Here is a 14,369-nt window from a genome sequence, read left to right on the forward strand (position 1 = left end):
ATATGAAGTACTCAAAAGTATATATGGATGCGCTGGGCTACGAGCTGGCGCCGGTTGTGGTCACCTCGGCAGAGCTTGAAACCAGGCTGGAGCCGCTATACAAATCATTATTTCTTGCCCCGGGCCAGCTGCAGGCATTGACCGGCATCCGCGAGCGGCGCTGGTGGGAGCCTGGCTATCCCCTCTCCCAAGGCGCCATTGCCGCGGGAAGCAAGGCCCTTGCCGCAGCAGGTATCGCACCATCGGAGATTGGTGCACTAGTCTATACCGGCGTCTGCCGTGAACAGTTCGAGCCGGCCACCGCCTGCCGCGTCGCAGCCGGACTGGGCATTGAGGGCAATGCCGCCGTCTTCGACCTCTCCAATGCCTGCCTTGGTGTGTTGAACGGCATGCTGGACGTGGCAAACCGCATCGAGCTGGGTCAGATCAGGGCCGGGCTGGTGGTCTCCTGCGAAAGCGCCCGGGAAATCAACGAAGTCATGATCGGCCGCATGCTCGAAGAAAGAAACATGGAACACTTCGCCGTCTCCCTCGCCACCCTCACCGGTGGATCGGGAGCGGTCGCCGTTCTGCTTACGGACGGCTCCTTTTCCCCAGCCAAGCGACGTCGCCTCCTGGGCGGAGTCACGCAGGCCGCCCCGGAACACCACCGCCTCTGCCTGTGGGGGATGGTACCCGACGGCACGGGGGGCTACCGCCAGAATATGAGTACCGACGGCGTCAACGTCATGAATCACGGCGTCGAGCTGGGGCTGCGCACCTGGCAGGCATTTCTTCCCAAGGTGGGATGGAAAAAGGAAGATGTGGACCGGGTGGTCTGCCACCAGGTGGGTTCGGCCCACCAGAGCTTGATCCTCAAGACCCTGGGCATTCCCGGCGACAGGGATTTCACCACCTTCGAGTACCTGGGCAACATGGGCACCGTTTCCCTGCCACTCACCGCGGCCATTGCCGACGAGCGGGAGATGCTGGAGCCGGGAGAAAAGGTGGCCCTGCTGGGGATCGGCAGCGGGCTGAACTGCTTGATGCTTGGGGTGGAGTGGTAGAATGGCCATCGACCTGAAAAAACACTACCCCTTCACCGGCAAAAACCTGGACCTGAACGGCCTGGCCTACCACTACCTGGACGAGGGGAGCGGTGACCCGGTGGTCATGGTACACGGCAACCCGTCCTGGTCCTTTTACTACCGGAACCTCGTCCTTGCCCTCAGGGATCGCTACCGCTGCATCGTCCCCGACCACATGGGCTGCGGCTTTTCCGACAAGCCGGGCGATGACCGCTACGACTATACCCTCTCCCGGCGAGTCGATGATCTGGAGCAGCTACTGGATCATCTCGACATCAAAGGGAATATCACCCTGGTGGTCCACGACTGGGGGGGGATGATCGGCATGGCCTATGCCATACGCCATCCGGAGCGGATCAAACGGCTGGCGATCCTCAATACCGCCGCCTTCCATCTCCCCAAGGAGAAACCATTCCCCCTGGCGCTGAAAATCTGCCGTGAGACTCTCCTGGGCACCCTGCTTGTCCGCGGCTTCAATGCCTTCAGCCTGGCCGCCTCTTTTGTGGGCTGCAAGCGCAATCCCATGCATGGAGAGCTGCGGCGCGCCTATCGACTGCCGTACAACAACTGGCAGAACCGCATCGCCACCCTGCGCTTTGTCCAGGACATCCCCCTCGCCCCCGGCGATCGCACCTACGACCTGGTCAGCGATGTCGCCGCCGGTCTCGAACAGTTCCGCAGCCTTCCCATGGCCATCTTCTGGGGGGAAAAGGACTTCGTCTTCGACCGCACCTTTCTCAAGGAATGGCAGCACCGGTTTCCCGACGCGGAAGTGCATGCCTATGCCGATGCAGGGCACTATATTCTCGAGGACCTGCGTGATGAAATCGTCCCTCTCATCGCGAACTTCCTCCATCGAACCGAGGAAAAGCCATGAGCAGAACCGGTTTCGTCAACATCGCCTCCCATCTTCCCGACATGGCCCGCCGCCAGCCGGACACGTCGGCCATCATCTTTCCCCAGAAAAACCGCATCCTGACCTTCGGCGAACTGGATCGTCTCAGCGACCGTATGGCTTACGGCCTGGAAGCCTACGGCATCGGCCGCGGCGTGCGGACAGTTTTGATGGTGCCCCCCGGCCCCGATTTCTTTGCCCTGACCTTTGCCCTCTTCAAGGTGGGCGCGGTGGTGGTACTGGTAGATCCCGGACTTGGAGTCAAGAACCTGAAGAAATGCCTGGCCGATGCCGAGCCCCAGGCATTCGTCGGCATTCCCAAAGCACACATTGCCAGAAAGTTGTTCGGCTGGGGAGAGGAAACCCTGCGCACCTTCGTCACCGTCGGCCGTCGCCTCTTCTGGGAAGGGGTAACCCTGGAAGAAATGATTGTAGGCCAGGGAGAGCGCCCTTTCCCCATGGCCCCGACAGATCGGGACGAGGTGGCCGCCATCCTCTTCACCAGCGGCAGTACCGGTTCCCCCAAGGGAGCCGTCTACACCCACGGCAACTTTGCCGCCCAGGTGGAGGCATTGCGCCGTATCTACGGCATCGAGCCGGGAGAAGTTGATCTTCCCACCTTTCCCCTCTTCGCCCTTTTTGCTCCGGCCCTGGGGATGACCGCCGTCATCCCACAGATGAATTTCACCCGCCCCGGGTCCGTCAACCCGCACCGCATCATCTCCGCCATCGAGACCTATCATGTGACCACCATGTTCGGCTCCCCGGCCCTCATCAACCGGGTCGGCCGCTACGGACACAAAAGGGGGAAACGGCTACCCTCGCTGCGCAGGGTCATCTCCGCAGGTGCACCGGTGCCGGCAGTGGTCATGGAGCGCTTTGCCAGCATGCTAAGGCCCGAGGTGCAGATATTCACCCCCTACGGCGCTACCGAGGCCCTTCCCGTCTGTTCCATCGGCAGCCATGAGATCCTCGGAGAAACCCGCGCCATTACCGAGGCCGGTGGCGGCGTCTGTATCGGCACGCCGGTGGAAGGGATCAGGCTGGAGATCATCGAGATCAGCGATGCCCCTATCGACCTGTGGGACGACTCCCTCTGTGTTCCCATCGGCAAAATCGGCGAGATCGTCGTTCAGGGAGAGCAGGTGACGCGGCGCTACCATAACCATCCGGAAGCGGACCTCCTTGCCAAGATCAAGGATCCGGCTACGGGAGGCTTCTTTCACCGCATGGGTGACCTGGGGGGAAAAGACGAGGATGGGCGCATCTGGTTCTGCGGCCGCAAATCCCACCGTGTCATCACCCCCGAGGAGACCCTTTTCACCATCCCTTGCGAAGCGGTCTTCAACACCCACCCTGCCGTCTTCCGCACCGCCCTGGTGGGGATCGGAGAAAAGGGGAACCAGCTGCCGGTACTCTGCGTCGAACTGGAAAAGGGAGCAAGGGTCAACAAGGAAAAGGTGCGCCAGGAGCTGATCGATCTGGCCAAGGCCCACATTCATACTCAGCTGATCAGCACCATTCTCTTTCACCCTGCCTTCCCAGTAGACATTCGCCACAACGCCAAGATCTTCAGGGAGAAACTTGCCGTGTGGGCCGCACGGAGCCTTGCATGAGGGCTCTAGTTACCGGCGGCGGCGGGTTCCTGGGAAGTGCCATCGTACGCCTGCTGATGGCGCGGGGAGATGAAGTGGTCAGCTTTTCCCGCAACCGGTACCCGGACCTGGAAAAGCTTGGAGTCAGGCAAGTCTCCGGGGATCTCGCCGACCCTGACGCGGTCACGGCAGCGGCTGCGGGCTGCGATATCGTTTTCCATGTGGCGGCCAAGGCGGGTATCTGGGGAGACTATGCCGACTACCACCGGGCCAATGTCACCGGCACGGAAAACGTCCTCGCCGCCTGCCGCAAGAACGGCATCAGGCGCCTCGTCTATACTGGTTCCCCCAGCGTGGTATTCGATGGCCATGACGTGGAAGGGGGCAACGAGTCACTCCCCTACCCTGACCACTTCGAGACGAACTATCCCAAGACGAAGGCAATTGCCGAGCAACTGGTGCTGGCGGCGAATAGTCCTTCACTTGCCACCGTATCATTGCGCCCCCACCTGATCTGGGGCCCTGGGGATAATCACCTGGTACCGAGGATTATTGCCCGGGCAAAGGCAGGCAAGCTGCGCCGCATCGGCAAATGCCCCTGTCTGGTGGACACGGTCTACGTGGACAACGCCGCCGAGGCCCATCTCCTTGCCGCCGACCGCCTGGAACATGGCAGCCCCGTCGCCGGCAAAGCCTACTTCATTTCCAACGGCGACCCCATCCCCCTCTGGGAGATGGTCAATGCCATCCTCAATGCCGCCGGACTGCCACCGGTGAACCGCACCATTTCGCCGACCGTCGCCTACGGGGTCGGTGCCCTCTGTGAAACCCTCTGGCAACTCCTCCCCCTGAAAGATGAGCCCCCCATGACCCGCTTCGTCGCCCGGGAGCTTTCCACCGCCCACTGGTTCGACATCTCTGCCGCCCGCAGGGATCTGGGCTATGAACCGCGGATTTCCATTACCGAAGGGCTGCAGCACCTTGAGGCCTGGCTCTCCTCCCAGGGAGCATAGCGGTCATGACCCTCGCCTCCGGAGCGGTGCATATTCATTTTTACTCTCTGGATGTGGAAGAGGGAGAACTGAAGCGGCTCGGAGGGCTATTGTCGCCGGAGGAATCTGCACGGGCCAAGCGGCTGCTCAACCCGGTGGTTAGAAGCAGGTTTGTCGCCGGCAGAGGCGGGTTGCGCCGGCTCCTGGCACCGTATCTGGGAAAAGCGCCGGAAAGCCTGGTTTTTGCTGAAGGTGAGCAAGGGAAGCCTTATTTTGCCGATGCTGCCGAACATGGCAGGCTGCGCTTCAACCTGACCCACAAGCATGGCCGGGCAGCCCTTGCCATAAGCGGCGGCCGGGAAGTGGGGGTGGACCTGGAGGAGCTGCGAGAGAGCATCCCTTACTTGAAGATGGCGGAACGATTCTTCATTACCGAGGAAAGTGATGAATTGTTGATCCTCCCCCCCGACGAGCAGATGGCAGCCTTTTACCGCTGCTGGACCAGGAAGGAAGCGTACCTGAAGGGTCTCGGCACCGGCCTGACCAGAGCGGCGAACACCTTCCGAGTCTCTGTTCTCCCCGGCGAGCTGCTCCTTGACGATTTCCAGGATCCGGCACTCAAGGGGCGTTGGACCCTCCACGATATTCAGGTACCGGAAGGATACTGCGCCGCTTTGGCAGTCGAAGGCACACCCAGAGCCTTTACCTGCTTTCCCTGGACCTGAATCCTTCTATTTCCCCCGCATCACATCCTCGATCTCCGCCAGTGAAGGGCGCTTGCTGAAGGGATGGCCCCGCCGCGCTTCTGCTTCCATCTGTCCCAGCACCGACAGAAGACGGTCGGCGCCGGTGATCCGGTAGAACCTGCCGATGCTCGTTCCTATCCCGGAGATGTCGCTCTTCTCGGGGAAGACAATCACCCCGAAAACCGGCAATTGGGGCAGTCTTTTCTTCACCAGGTTCATCAGGTTGACCACGTAGTCATGGACCTGATGATAGGGGTTGTCCCCCCCCTCTCCCCTGATCTCCACGATGCGATTGTTGCTCCCCCGGCAGAGCCAAGTGGAGTTCTCCACGCTCCCTTCCGCTTCGATGGTGCCGTAATAGCCCTTTACCTCCACAACCACCAGACATTCTTTGCTGATGACGATGCAGTCTACGAAGCGGCTCCCCCCCTGGCCGCCGGAAACGTCGAAGTTGGTGACGAGCCGCCATTCGCCGCTTTTCCCCTTGTCACTGCCGACTATGCGGTCGATCACCTGCTGCTCGAAGGCAGCCCCGGTCCTTGTGCCTATGGCGCTTGAGAGAGCATTTGATGCCTCCACCCTGTCCCGCCCCACCGACCGCTTGTATCGCTCCACCTCGGTCCGGAGCTGTTCCTTTTCTGCTCGGGTCCGGTCCAGCTGCCCCTTCAGCTCCGCTGATCTTCGCAGGTTATCCTCCTCCAGGTCGCGGATGATCTGTTCCGCCACCTGCCGGTGCTCGCCCACATCCTGCAAGCGTTGCTCAAGTTCACGAATTCGGCCGATGTAAGTGGCAAACTGGCTGTTGGAGAGATTCTGCTGTTCTTCTATCTGGCGGCCTTTCTCGTCCAGCTGGTTCAAATAGTTGTCCACATCCCGCATCAACTCCGCCTCCCGCTGACGGGCATTGCGCACTTCGGTGCGGCGAAGCTTCAGCAACAGTTCAAGTACAAGCCATACAAAAAGCGAGGCTAGAAGGCAACCGGTCATGGTTTTCAGATAGGTTCGCCACAGTTCATTATCGCGAAATGGATCAGAGAGCCAGTTGCGATAATCCTCCTTGAAGCTGGGGATGGTGCTTATGGAATAGACCCGGCCGATGATTTCACCTGAATGTCCTGCTGCCCCACCTTCTTTCCGCAGTAATTGAAGGATGGATGAAGACTGCCGTCGCAGCAGCACGTAGGGAAAGTTATCCAATGATCCGGCATCGATATGCTCGTCGGGAATCAGTGTGGGATTGGTCTGAAACAGAATGTTTTGACCGGGACAAGTGTCGTTTCCCGTCCGGCAGTCAGTGATAACCAAAGCGTAGATATTGTAATTACGATCCAGAAGCCCCTGCAGGGTCCGGGTGTCCTTCTCCAGCAGGAGGCGAGACAGCTGATTTGCATCAGGCCCCATTTTACCCTCGGCGTGGACTTTGATCATAGTCCTGCCGAGATAATCGGAGAAATTGCGACCATTGAGATAATTGGCCGCCAGCACCGCCAGGTACAGGAGGACAATGAGCCTGATGCCACTGAATGCCAGTTGTTTCAGTAATGCCTTCTTCATATTTCTTGTCCCTGTAGTTGAAAAAAATCGGCTACCAGTGTAGCAGTTTTCCGGGCAAATCCGCTCAAAATAAAAAGAGCCGCGACCAAAGTCACGGCTCTGGTCACGGCAGAGTCAACTTCTCCAAGACTGATCATAGCCCCAGAATCAGTCCTTACCGTGGCATTTGTTGCACAGCTGGCGCTGAAAAACGGCGAATTTGGCCGCGTCCCGGTTGTACATGGCCGCCTTGTATTCGGCCATCAGCTTGCCGGTGGAATTTTCACCATCCCTTCCATTGCCGCCAGCATCGGTACCGGGGTATTCGCCAGCAACGGTAATGAAAGTTCCCCTGGCATTCCAGCGGGTGATGCTGTCCCAACCGGAAGCGTGGGCACGGTGGCAGGTCAGGCAGGTCACCCGGTCGTTGGGATTGGGGCCGGCTGTGGAGGTAACTTCCATGGATAGCTGCTGCGGATCGGTGGCCTCGGCGGTCTGGAAAGGCACCAGCGAGGTGTAGGCACCCGCCTGCATGCCGCTCATGTCACCTGACTTGATGTAATTGTTGTACATGCCGGCGATAGGACCAAGCTCCGCATCGGCAGGATGGAGGTGGTTGGCGCTCCCCCCCAGGAGGGCCTCATGACAGTTGGCGCACCATTTGGACATCCCTTTTCCATAGGCGACCCTGGTATCGCTGGTGGACTCGGAGCGGTTGTATTCCTTGGGAGCAACGGCAATGGGTGGATCATTGGCGAAAACATGGGTAGAACCTTTTGGCTGGTAGCCCTTGCCTGCCAACAGCCGATAGCTGCCGACGGCCGCATCGGCAGTGGGAACGGCCCCGTAGGAACCGGACTCGCCAATGGGATTGTGATCGGTGGTGATGGTGCCGTAAACATCCACCAAGCGGTAATTGCCATGGGGATCATGACAGCTGATGCAGGAGAGCTGGCCGGCCGGATAGGTGCCTCCCGGGGAGACGTTCAGGGTACTGTCGGCCACATAGCCATAACCTGCTGCGAGGATGTTGTGTCCGTGGCGCTCCCCCGGGCTTTGACCACGGCTGCCGTTGCCATTGGTCCAGGTGTAGTTCTTCTTCAGGTAGGCGAAGTCGCCCGCCGGAGTCATGGCCTTCGGTGGCAAGCCATCGGCAGGGGGGGGATCGGTGGCAATCTGGTAGTCCTGGGGATTGGCCGCAGCATGACAGCGGAGGCAGGTGGAACTGGCATCGGCACCGAGAAGTGAAGCATAGCTGCCGTCGGCGCCACTGGAGCCGTGGCATCCTTCGCAAGCTCCAGTGTGGCCGTTATGAAAGGTCTCGGCGAAGCCAAAACCAGCGGTGATGGTGATTAAAGCTATTGAAGCCAGAATGGTCGCCGGTTTGCCCATGGTATCCTCCCTTGCCATCGGTGTTTGATACCGTATCGGTAGCAAGGGGGAATACTTTACAACTATTGATTTAATGCCGGCTCATAAACCAGGAGATGAAATCGGCCGCTACTGAAGCCTTTGGACAAGGTCAATCAACCCTGTTATAGATCGCCTGTTCGCCGTTTCCGCCGAGGACAAAGGTGCTTTTCTCCATTTTTCCGTACAGGATGCGGACATTGCCCATGAAGTTGATGTCCAGTTCGATTCTGCCATCGGGGAGCGCCTTCCACTTGAACTGCAGGCTTGGATTGTTCTGAACAGTGAAGGTACCGCTCTGGTCTTTTCTGAACTCAAGGGTTTCGGGCAGGTTGACGTTTTTCCACTTCCCGGTCACCTCACTCTTCTTGTTGCAGCCCAGAAAAAACAAACAGACAGCTGCTATGGAAACCAAAACCACGACGATTTTCAATACTTTCATTTTTTACCTCTTTTCCCCGATCGTTATGCTGGTGGCGCCTACTGGTTCTCGCCCATCACCTTGAGCATCTTCTTTGCATTCACATGTCCTTTGCGGGCAGCCTTCCGCAGCCACTTCACCGCTTCTTTCGGATCCTTCTCAACCCCTTCCCCGTTGGTATACATGAGGCCAAGGTTATACATGGAAGGCACATGCCCCTTCTCCGCGGCCTTTCGATACCATTTTGCAGCCTCGGCCGTATCCTGGGGGACGCCGTCCCCCTTGTCATACATCATTCCCAGGTTGTTGGCCGCCAGCGCATGCCCCTTTTCCGCTGACTGCCGCAACCATTTCGCCGCCTCCTTCTTGTTGGCAGCGGTCCCCTCACCTTTATAGTACATGATGGCAAGCATGTAGGCTGACTGGGAGTCACCACCAGCCTTGAATTCGCGCATGGCCGTCGGATAATCCTTGAGCCGGTAGGCATTGAAACCGGTGTTGAAACTTGCCCAGACTGGCTGGACAAACCCGGCAGCAAGGCTGATACAGAGGATCTGAAACATTGTGTGCGCTTTTTTCATTACGTTCTCCTGGCGATGCTATTGTCAGTCCATCACGTCAAGCAGTTCCACTTCGAAGATCAGCGTGGCATTGGGGGGTACGACGCCGCCGGCCCCTTTTTTTCCATAGGCGAGTTGCGGCGGGATGATCAGCCTTCGTTTTCCTCCCACTTTCATGGATTTGACCCCTTCGTCCCATCCCTTGATGACTTCACCCTTGCCGATGACAAAGCTGTACGGTTCCCCCCGATCCAGGGAACTGTCGAACTTGGTGCCGTCCTTGAGCCATCCGGTATAGTGGACCCTCACCTTCTTACCGGTAACAGGGCTAGCTCCCTTCCCGACAACGAGATCCTGATAGATTAGGCCACTGCGGGTCTTCACCCTTTTACCCCCGGCCTTCTGTTTCTCGTCGAATGCCTTCTTCTCCTTCTCCCGCATTACTTTCGCATAGGCGTCAAGATCGATGGAAACCCTGTTGACAATGGCATAAAAGGTATCTGTCGAAACGATATCCTTCTTCAACAACTGGGTTTTCATCTGGTACGGGCGCCCCTCGATGATCTTTTTTGCCTCCGCATCCCCGATTCCGGGCAGGGTCATCAACTGTTCCTTGCTTGCCAGGTTCAGGTCCACCTGACTTTTTTCCGCAGGAGATGGTTCCTGCAGCTTATTTTGCTGCTGGGCAAAACTGGAACAGGGCAACACCGTTGCCAGCCAACATACTGTTATGGCCAATCCGACCTTGCTAATTATACTCATTACACATTTTCTCCTTATAACAAATGTGAATACAACAACAAAAACGGATTGTAAGGCAACAATGAGCCATAACGCAATCATTTTTGTAACATCACATTACACAGTCGTGAGAGATTTTTACTCATTTAAACAATTTGCTTACATATGTATTATCGCTATATTAATTGACTTATCCTAAATACAAAGTATAATTAACCAATAATCTCAGGTAAACAGACAATGCAAAGAATATCTCTTACATCTTTTATTGTTGTTTCAGCCCTACTGGCCTATCCTCTGCCTGGAAACATTGCCTTTGCCTTCCATAATGGCGGCGTTGCCGACTGTGACGGCTGTCATACCATGCACAACTCATCGGGCAATGTTCCCATGACCACCGGCGGCAGACCGACAGGCGCCGGATATGCCTACCTGCTCAAAGGTTCCGACCAGAGCTCCACCTGCCTCATCTGTCATGCCGGCTCAAGCCCCACCGACAGCTTTAAAGTCGCCACCAATCCCGTTCCCGCTCCCGGGAACTTCCCGCTCCAACTGCCCCCCGGGGGAGACTTCGCCTATCTGCAAAAAAACTACAACTGGGTCACCTCCACCGGAACGGCCCAATCAAGCCCCGGCAGCAATCACGGTCACAACATCAACGCCGCCGATTTTCTCTACTTCAGTAACGGAGCCAGGTGGACGACAGCGCCAGGCGGTTTTTATCCCACTGCCAGCCTTGGCTGTACCAGCTGCCATGACCCCCACGGCAAGTATCGCATCCTTGATGCTGCAGGAACCACCATTGCCACCACCGGCAAACCCATTGGCGACTCGGGTTCCTATGGTGCGCTCCCCACATCATCCGTAGCTGTCGGTTCCTACCGCCTACTGGCCGGGCAATATTACAAACCCGCCTCGCTGCAGGGAAATTTCGGCTTTGTCGCCAATCCCCCGGTGGCCGTAGCGCCCCAATCCTACAATCGCTCCGAAGCCGCCTCCGACACCAGAGTTGCCTACGGTATGGGCATGTCCGAATGGTGCGGCAACTGCCATGCCTCGCTGCAGCACAATACCATCAATCCAGCCACCACCGTCGGCAACCATCCTGCCGGATACAATGCAAAGCTCACCAACGTCTACACCACCTACAACGCCTACATCTACACCGGCAATCTCACCAATACCAACCCCGCTCTCGGCTACAGCTCCCTCGTTCCCTTCGAGGAAAGTATCTCCAGCCTCTCAAGCCTCGCCGCCGATACCACCAGCACCGCCGGCGCTTCTGCGGTGGATAACGTCAACTGCCTAACCTGCCACCGGGCGCACGCCTCGGCCTGGGACAGCTGCACCCGCTGGAATACCGCCCAGGGCGCCTACCTGACCGTTGCCGGCTCATATCCCGGCCTGGATGCACCCACCACTCAGGGACAGCAGGGGGAATATGCAACGGGGAAAACCATGGCTGAGTATCAGCAGGCCATGTATGACCGTCCCCCCACCGCCTTCGCTGCCAATCAGTGGTCGTTGTGCAATAAGTGCCACGAACAGGACCAGCACAAACAATAGAAACACTTCTTTGTCGCCCTGACAGCGTCGCATGTGCGGCATCAGATGACAAAATCAAAGCTTTTAAGGCTGATCAAAAAGGTCCAGGTGCAAGGCGCCCGAAACCTGAGGAGTGAAGCGTACTCAGTGTACGCTGCAGCGACGAAGGTGAGGGCAACGCCGCAGATGGGCCTTTTTCATCAGCCTCAGCTTTACTTTTTGCTGAACGTCACATCCTCGACAATGACCGGATAGAAATAGCCGGCGCCGAAGTCCCGGTTGGTGGCCAGCCTGCCTGTCACGGTGACAACGGCACCTTTCGGGGGGAGCTCACCGGACGTGGTGCAGGTCAGGTCGTAATTGCCGTTATTTTCCGTGCCGTCCTGGATATGCACCCAGTTTTTGTCCATGATGCCGGCAGTAACCTTGACCACCTTGCCCCTGATAACGACCACATTGCCAGCAAGCCGTGCGCTGTCCCGGTAAGCCTCACCAACGGTGACGGCATTGGGACCCTTTGCCTTCCCGATCATTCCTTTGGCAGATTTCGCCTGAGTAGTGCGACTCGTGGCCGAATCGGCGCCAAAGGCGACGGCAGACCCAAACGCCAGCAGACAGATAGAAAATAGCAGTGCTCTCTTCATTGGATGTCCTCTCTTGTCCTACTTGGGCATTTCAAAAAGCTGCACCCGGTTGTTGTCCCGGTCGGCAACGAAAAGGGTGCCGCTTTCACTCAGGCAGATCTGGCCAGGGTAGAAGAGATAGCCCGGCTTGACCCCCATGGTCAGCATGCGGGTCCTGATGTTACCGTCGGGACCAAGGGCAATGATCCCGCCCCCATCCTGGTCCACCAGGTAAATGGTTCCCTTGCTGTCAATGGTCATGTATCCGGGAAAATCCATGTCCGCTTTCATGCTTTTAGTGAGCGGCGTAAAGGCGTCGGCACCCTTTGCTGACTTGAGGACCATGCAATTGGTGCTATCCACCAGATAGATATCCCCGCTCCAGGTCACCGCCAGGTCGGTGATGAAGCCGTGTGGCGAGGGGAATGCCTTGGACTTCAGGTATTTGCCGTCCGGATCGAGCATCAGCACCCGCTCGGAGAAGATGTCGAGAATGTAGATGTTGTCCTCGGGATCGATCTTGAAGCTCTTCGGGACCGGGGCAACTCCGGGGATTCCCTGGGGCTCCAGGAAAGCGACGAAATTCCCCTGGGGGTTCAGATGGGCAATTTTGTGGGATTTCCCATCCAGGACATACATATCCCCCTTGGAGTTCAACTGGACCCTCTGGGGGTAGCTCAGTTGGGCAGGCCTGATTTCTCCCCCCCCTTTGACCACGTCCTCCTTGTAGCTGTACCTTAAAAGCCTGCCGTTGCCGCTGTCGGCAACGATGAAGGCACCCTCTTTGTTGCAGGCCACCCCCTGGGGACTCTTCATCATCCCCTCCTTGTCATCGGTAAGAACGGGCTGAATCAGCTTCGGCGCCGTAAGCTCCGCAGCGGAGGCGACAAGGGGCATCAGCAGCAGCGCCAGTACCAGAATTCCTGTATTTGCACGTGTTATCATGATCATCACCTCTTGAACTGCTCGTGGCACTGAGTGCAGAGATCGCTTGTGGTCGGAAACGGTATGAAATGCTTGTATTCCGTGCCGTGTGCCCGGTGGCACGAGAGGCACTGCAGATACAGGTTCTTGTTGCGTGGATCCCGTTTTTTCTCACCGATCGGGTGCGTGGAGTGTTTCTGCCAGTCATGGCAGGTCCCGCAGAGATCGATGACACTCGCCTGGTTGAAAAGAAAGAGGTTATCGGAAGCATGGGGATCATGACAGGAGATGCATTTGCCATCCTTGATCGGCTCATGCTTGGTCAGGGATTTCTCCTGGCGCCTGATGGTATCCTGGTGGCATTTGCCGCAGGTGGTGATCAGATCAGCCTTGATCAGCCCCTTCTGTTTTGTGGCATGGGGATTGTGGCAGCTCAGGCATCCCTGCTTGTCGAGGATCGGCCAGTGGACCCGGTTCTTGGCGAACATGCCGTTGATCAGGGTGCTGTGGCAGCCGCGGCAGAGTTCATAGCCCCCCTTCTTCGTCTTGAGCGGGGTAGCGGAGTTGTTCGCTTCGTGGCACTGGGCGCACATCTTACTCATGACCGGCTTGTGAACGTTGTTGTAAAGGATGCCGTTCCTGTCGGAGCCGTGGGGGTCGTGACAGCCGGTACAGCGGGCCCCGGTCACAGGGTAACCCATGTGGGCTTTGGCAAAATTGGGCTTGTCCGGTTTGTGGCAGCCGAGACAGAGTGCCGGCACAGCGTCCTTCAACAGGGAGGCTGACTTGGCGGAGGCATGGGGATCGTGACAGGTCAGACAGCCCTTGGTGACCGGAAAGTGCTTGAACTTGACCTTCGTCAGGGTTTCCCCCATCCCCTTGTGGCATTCGAAGCAGAGGTCGTTACCCCCCTTGAGGAGATTGAACTTGGCCGGGGCACTGTGGGGGTCATGGCACTTGGTGCAGGTTCCCTCCCCCACCGGTTTGTGGACGCTCTTGGCATCCGCCGGGATCATCCCCTTGTGGCAGGTGGCGCAGATGTTGGTCATATCCGCCGCCAGCAATTTGCCGTGGTCCGAGGCGTGGGGATTGTGACAGCCGATGCACTCCCCTTTTTTAAGGGGGGTATGTATGGAGGGCTTGGCCAGCTTGTCCTTGAATGTATCATGGCATTGCAGGCAAAGCTTTCCGGCAGCCCCCGGCTTCAGTTTGTACTTCAGTTCCGTATCCTGGGCATGGCTAAAGAGGCAGGTCCCCAGGACCAGATTCGCAACGACAACAGCTATACGCGCATGGGAAAAATTCATGACAAGCTCC

At 57.8% G+C, this 14,369-nt stretch carries 14 protein-coding genes and 1 pseudogene; 6 read left to right on the plus strand and 9 right to left on the minus strand.

All coding sequences use genetic code 11. The features are described 5' to 3' along the window. Positions 1-2 precede the first annotated feature (2 nt). Genes ML541_RS05605 through ML541_RS05625 form a run of 5 tightly spaced genes read left to right on the plus strand, consistent with a single transcriptional unit; the run spans position 3 to position 5,274 of the window. The gene (locus ML541_RS05605) at positions 3-1,046 is read left to right on the plus strand and encodes a 3-oxoacyl-ACP synthase III (protein ID WP_243371534.1); all 1,044 of its coding nucleotides are present in this window, start codon (positions 3-5) and stop codon (positions 1,044-1,046) included. 1 nt (position 1,047) lies between these two features. Then, a complete protein-coding gene (locus ML541_RS05610) occupies positions 1,048-1,944 on the plus strand; it encodes an alpha/beta fold hydrolase (protein ID WP_243371536.1) in 897 nt (298 codons plus the stop codon). Then, the gene (locus ML541_RS05615; RefSeq protein ID WP_243371537.1) at positions 1,941-3,578 is read left to right on the plus strand and encodes a fatty acid CoA ligase family protein; all 1,638 of its coding nucleotides are present in this window, start codon (positions 1,941-1,943) and stop codon (positions 3,576-3,578) included. The genes ML541_RS05610 and ML541_RS05615 overlap by 4 nt, the downstream gene beginning before the upstream one ends. Beyond that, positions 3,575-4,570, plus strand: coding sequence for an NAD-dependent epimerase/dehydratase family protein (locus ML541_RS05620; protein ID WP_243371539.1), 996 nt, complete (start codon positions 3,575-3,577; stop codon positions 4,568-4,570). Before ML541_RS05615 ends, ML541_RS05620 begins: the two co-directional genes overlap by 4 nt. A gap of 5 nt (positions 4,571-4,575) precedes the next feature. Next, positions 4,576-5,274 carry a 4'-phosphopantetheinyl transferase superfamily protein gene (locus ML541_RS05625; RefSeq protein ID WP_243371541.1) on the plus strand — a complete coding sequence of 233 codons (699 nt, stop codon included), beginning with the start codon at positions 4,576-4,578 and terminating at the stop codon, positions 5,272-5,274. A gap of 6 nt (positions 5,275-5,280) precedes the next feature. On the opposite strand, the gene ML541_RS05630 is transcribed toward ML541_RS05625, so the two are convergent. The 6 genes and pseudogenes from ML541_RS05630 to ML541_RS18865 form a co-directional block, all read right to left on the minus strand. Continuing rightward, the gene (locus ML541_RS05630) at positions 5,281-6,849 is read right to left on the minus strand and encodes a nuclease-related domain-containing protein (protein WP_243371543.1); all 1,569 of its coding nucleotides are present in this window, start codon (positions 6,847-6,849) and stop codon (positions 5,281-5,283) included. A gap of 147 nt (positions 6,850-6,996) precedes the next feature. Continuing rightward, positions 6,997-8,220, minus strand: coding sequence for a hypothetical protein (locus ML541_RS05635; protein ID WP_243371546.1), 1,224 nt, complete (start codon positions 8,218-8,220; stop codon positions 6,997-6,999). 130 nt (positions 8,221-8,350) lie between these two features. Then, complete coding sequence (locus ML541_RS05640; RefSeq protein WP_243371548.1) at positions 8,351-8,680, minus strand: hypothetical protein; 330 nt, start codon at positions 8,678-8,680, stop codon at positions 8,351-8,353. Positions 8,681-8,718: 38 nt separating this feature from the next. Next, positions 8,719-9,240, minus strand: a complete 522-nt coding sequence (locus ML541_RS05645; RefSeq protein ID WP_243371550.1) for a tetratricopeptide repeat protein — start codon at positions 9,238-9,240, stop codon at positions 8,719-8,721. Positions 9,241-9,264: 24 nt separating this feature from the next. Then, positions 9,265-9,660: an FKBP-type peptidyl-prolyl cis-trans isomerase gene (locus tag ML541_RS05650; protein ID WP_347710783.1), complete on the minus strand. Its 396-nt coding sequence runs from the start codon at positions 9,658-9,660 to the stop codon at positions 9,265-9,267. A 51-nt stretch (positions 9,661-9,711) separates the two neighbouring features. Further along, positions 9,712-10,062: pseudogene (locus tag ML541_RS18865) on the minus strand (helix-hairpin-helix domain-containing protein); the annotation flags it as partial. Positions 10,063-10,200: 138 nt separating this feature from the next. Between ML541_RS18865 and ML541_RS05660 the strand changes: the two are divergent. Further along, positions 10,201-11,526 carry a cytochrome C gene (locus tag ML541_RS05660; protein WP_243371552.1) on the plus strand — a complete coding sequence of 442 codons (1,326 nt, stop codon included), beginning with the start codon at positions 10,201-10,203 and terminating at the stop codon, positions 11,524-11,526. 191 nt (positions 11,527-11,717) lie between these two features. Here the strand turns inward: ML541_RS05660 and ML541_RS05665 are convergent, their stop codons facing one another. Genes ML541_RS05665 through ML541_RS05675 form a run of 3 tightly spaced genes read right to left on the minus strand, consistent with a single transcriptional unit; the run spans position 11,718 to position 14,359 of the window. Continuing rightward, a complete protein-coding gene (locus ML541_RS05665; protein ID WP_243371554.1) occupies positions 11,718-12,149 on the minus strand; it encodes a hypothetical protein in 432 nt (143 codons plus the stop codon). A gap of 18 nt (positions 12,150-12,167) precedes the next feature. Next, positions 12,168-13,073 carry an NHL repeat-containing protein gene (locus ML541_RS05670; protein WP_243371555.1) on the minus strand — a complete coding sequence of 302 codons (906 nt, stop codon included), beginning with the start codon at positions 13,071-13,073 and terminating at the stop codon, positions 12,168-12,170. A gap of 5 nt (positions 13,074-13,078) precedes the next feature. Further along, positions 13,079-14,359, minus strand: a complete 1,281-nt coding sequence (locus tag ML541_RS05675; RefSeq protein ID WP_243371557.1) for a cytochrome c3 family protein — start codon at positions 14,357-14,359, stop codon at positions 13,079-13,081. Between the last annotated feature and the right edge of the window lie 10 nt (positions 14,360-14,369).

This window comes from Geotalea sp. SG265 (genome assembly GCF_022808985.1).
In the GTDB taxonomy this organism is placed as follows: domain Bacteria; phylum Desulfobacterota; class Desulfuromonadia; order Geobacterales; family Geobacteraceae; genus Geotalea.

Coding starts and splice junctions, on each gene's coding strand:
- ML541_RS05605 (WP_243371534.1), top strand. CDS start 3: ATGAAGTACTCAAAAGTATATATGGATGCGCTGGGCTACGAGCTGGCG.
- ML541_RS05610 (WP_243371536.1), top strand. CDS start 1,048: ATGGCCATCGACCTGAAAAAACACTACCCCTTCACCGGCAAAAACCTG.
- ML541_RS05615 (WP_243371537.1), top strand. CDS start 1,941: ATGAGCAGAACCGGTTTCGTCAACATCGCCTCCCATCTTCCCGACATG.
- ML541_RS05620 (WP_243371539.1), top strand. CDS start 3,575: ATGAGGGCTCTAGTTACCGGCGGCGGCGGGTTCCTGGGAAGTGCCATC.
- ML541_RS05625 (WP_243371541.1), top strand. CDS start 4,576: ATGACCCTCGCCTCCGGAGCGGTGCATATTCATTTTTACTCTCTGGAT.
- ML541_RS05630 (WP_243371543.1), bottom strand. CDS start 6,849: ATGAAGAAGGCATTACTGAAACAACTGGCATTCAGTGGCATCAGGCTC.
- ML541_RS05635 (WP_243371546.1), bottom strand. CDS start 8,220: ATGGGCAAACCGGCGACCATTCTGGCTTCAATAGCTTTAATCACCATC.
- ML541_RS05640 (WP_243371548.1), bottom strand. CDS start 8,680: ATGAAAGTATTGAAAATCGTCGTGGTTTTGGTTTCCATAGCAGCTGTC.
- ML541_RS05645 (WP_243371550.1), bottom strand. CDS start 9,240: ATGAAAAAAGCGCACACAATGTTTCAGATCCTCTGTATCAGCCTTGCT.
- ML541_RS05650 (WP_347710783.1), bottom strand. CDS start 9,660: ATGCGGGAGAAGGAGAAGAAGGCATTCGACGAGAAACAGAAGGCCGGG.
- ML541_RS05660 (WP_243371552.1), top strand. CDS start 10,201: ATGCAAAGAATATCTCTTACATCTTTTATTGTTGTTTCAGCCCTACTG.
- ML541_RS05665 (WP_243371554.1), bottom strand. CDS start 12,149: ATGAAGAGAGCACTGCTATTTTCTATCTGTCTGCTGGCGTTTGGGTCT.
- ML541_RS05670 (WP_243371555.1), bottom strand. CDS start 13,073: ATGATAACACGTGCAAATACAGGAATTCTGGTACTGGCGCTGCTGCTG.
- ML541_RS05675 (WP_243371557.1), bottom strand. CDS start 14,359: ATGAATTTTTCCCATGCGCGTATAGCTGTTGTCGTTGCGAATCTGGTC.